Source organism: Streptomyces sp. NPDC006476, from assembly GCF_040612015.1.
In the GTDB taxonomy this organism is placed as follows: domain Bacteria; phylum Actinomycetota; class Actinomycetes; order Streptomycetales; family Streptomycetaceae; genus Streptomyces; species Streptomyces griseorubiginosus_B.
Genome location: NZ_JBEXPK010000249.1, coordinates 1 through 2,362 on the forward strand (window position 1 = coordinate 1; position 2,362 = coordinate 2,362).

Below are 2,362 nucleotides of genomic sequence, written 5' to 3' on the forward strand. Positions count from 1 at the left end.
TGTCCCCGTACTCGTGTGAGTGCACCACCAAGTACGGGGTTTTGTGCACCACTCAGGCCACGTCGGTGTCTCGCTCGATGGCCTGGAGCCGGTTCTTGAGCCGGTAGCTGTTGCCGTTGATGGGAACGACCTCGCAGTGGTGCAGGAGGCGGTCGAGGATGGCGGTGGCGAGGACTTCGTCGCCGAAGACCTGCCCCCACTCGCTGAAGGTCTTGTTCGAGGTCAGGATGATCGAGCCCTTCTCGTAACGCTTGGAGATCACCTGGAAGACCAGGTTCGCCTCGGCTCGCTCGAGGGGCTGGTATCCCACCTCATCGACCACGAGAACGCCCGGCCGCAGATAGGTGCCGAGCTTGCTGGTCAGCCGGCCTGCCGCTTCGGCGACTTTGAGGTTGCGGACCATGTCGTCGAGGCTGGTGAAGTAGATCGAGTAGCCGGCCCTGCAGGCCGCGACGGCCAAGGCGACGGCGATGTGCGTCTTGCCGACGCCGGGCGGGCCGAGCAGCGCAACGTTGGCCTTCTCCTCGACGAAGGAGAGGCTGGCAAGATCCTTGACCTTGCGGGGGTCGAGCTCGGGCTGGAAGGAGAAGTCGTAGTCGTCCAGCGTCTTGTGGTGCGGCAGCTTCGACAGTCGCAGGCCCTGCCGGAAGCGCCGGTCGTCCTTGACGGCGAGTTCCTCGGACAGCACCAGGTCGAGGAAGTCGAGATAGCCCATCTTGGCCTCGTCAGCCCGCTGGATGTACTGGTTCAGGGCATCGGCCAGGTGAGGCAGGCCGAGCTTGCCGGCCGTGGTGCGGATGCGGGTGCCGGTCAGCTCGCTCAACGGGCTTCCTTTGCCGGAGGGTTGGACGTGAAGGGGCGGGTGCCGGTCAACTCGTCATAGACCGACAGCGGACGGCGACCCACCTCGACGCGGGCAGCAGCGGCCCGGTTCAGCAGGGCCTGCAGCGGGCCGGCCTGCGGCCCGGGTGCGGGCTCCCGGCGGGGCGAAGGCGGGCTGTCGCCGGTGGTGACGCGGCGGCCAGCGCCGGTGGGCAGACCGTCCCAGTGCCCCTCGTCGACGATGCGGGCGCCGCGGCCCACAGCCCGCGGATGGACGGCCAGGAGAGTCTCGCCGTCCGAGCCGGGGACGGTGGAGTGCAGCGTGACCTGGGACTTCGTGGCACGAATCTCGACCAGTTGGCGGGGCCTGACCCGGCGGGCGGGCACCGAGTACAGGTTCGCGTCGAAAGCGACCAGGCAGTCCTTGCCGACGTGCCGCAGATGCCGTTGGGCGACCACATACGGCGTCGGGGGCAACGGGCGCAAAGCCATGTGGTCGCGCACCGCCCGATGGCCGATGACCTCGCCATGAGTGCCGTGCACCTTCGCCCGCCGCAGCGGCACCCAGGCCGCGAAAGCGGCGTTCATCTCCTCGATAGACGAAAACGCCCGTCCGGCCAGCACGTGATCGCGGACGATGCCCACCTGCCGCTCGACGCGGCCCTTGCCCTGCGGCCGGTAGGCGGCCAACACATCGACATCGAAGTCGTAGTGCCCGGCGAACGCGACCGCCTCCGGATGCAGCGGGACCGCCTCGCCCGGGGCGACGTGCCGGCGCACGACGGTCTTGGTGCGGTCGTAGACGATCGTCATCGGCACCCCGCCGAAGTGCGCGAACGCCTGCCGGTGGCAGTCGAAGAAGGTCGCCAGGTCCTGGCTGGTGGTGAAGCAGCAGAACGGGTCGCGCGAGTACGACAACGTCATGTGGAACGAGTAGACCTTCGGAATGCCGACATGAGCGAGGACCTTGCCCTCATCGCCCCAGTCCACCTGGGCCTGAGCCCCAGGAACCACCTCGAACCGGCGGTGCAGACCGGCCAGTTCACCAGGGCTGATCCCGAGTTCCTCGGCGATCCGAGGCCTGGCCTCCTGCAGGTAGAGCTTCACCCGCTGGTAGTTGATCGCGACCCCGTACTCCTGGACCAGACGCTCGTGGATCACCGCCCCCTTGAGCAGGATCTCCGCCCTGAGCATCGCGTCGATCAGCGGCGCAACCTCGTCCACCACCCGCTGCCGCGGCCGCCCGTTCGGTTCCCGCTGCGGCGGCGCAGCCGATACCTCACCCGACAGGTACTTCGCGACCGTGCGGCGGTTCAGCCCGGTCTCCTTCGCGATCTCCCGCAGGCTCATCGCGCCGGACTCATACAAACCGCGAAACCGCCGAAGCTCCAGCCAGCGATGCGGATCCAAAACCACCGTCAGCCGCCCCTCTGCCACCCCGAACCGACAGCAGCAGACTCGCGGCCCTTGCCCCTCACCGCATCAAGAACGGTGCACTCTCATCCGTACGAGGTGGTGCACGTTCACTTGTACGCGGACA

The 2,362-nt window shown here is 67.8% G+C and carries 2 protein-coding genes; both read right to left on the bottom strand.

Annotated features, from left to right (window positions below):
- Positions 1–52 precede the first annotated feature (52 nt).
- On the bottom strand, positions 53–823 hold the full coding sequence (gene istB / locus ABZZ74_RS53640; protein ID WP_356951373.1) for an IS21-like element helper ATPase IstB: 771 nt from the start codon (positions 821–823) through the stop codon (positions 53–55).
- Positions 820–2,238: an IS21 family transposase gene (gene istA, locus ABZZ74_RS53645; protein ID WP_356951374.1), complete on the bottom strand. Its 1,419-nt coding sequence runs from the start codon at positions 2,236–2,238 to the stop codon at positions 820–822. Before istA ends, istB begins: the two co-directional genes overlap by 4 nt.
- Between the last annotated feature and the right edge of the window lie 124 nt (positions 2,239–2,362).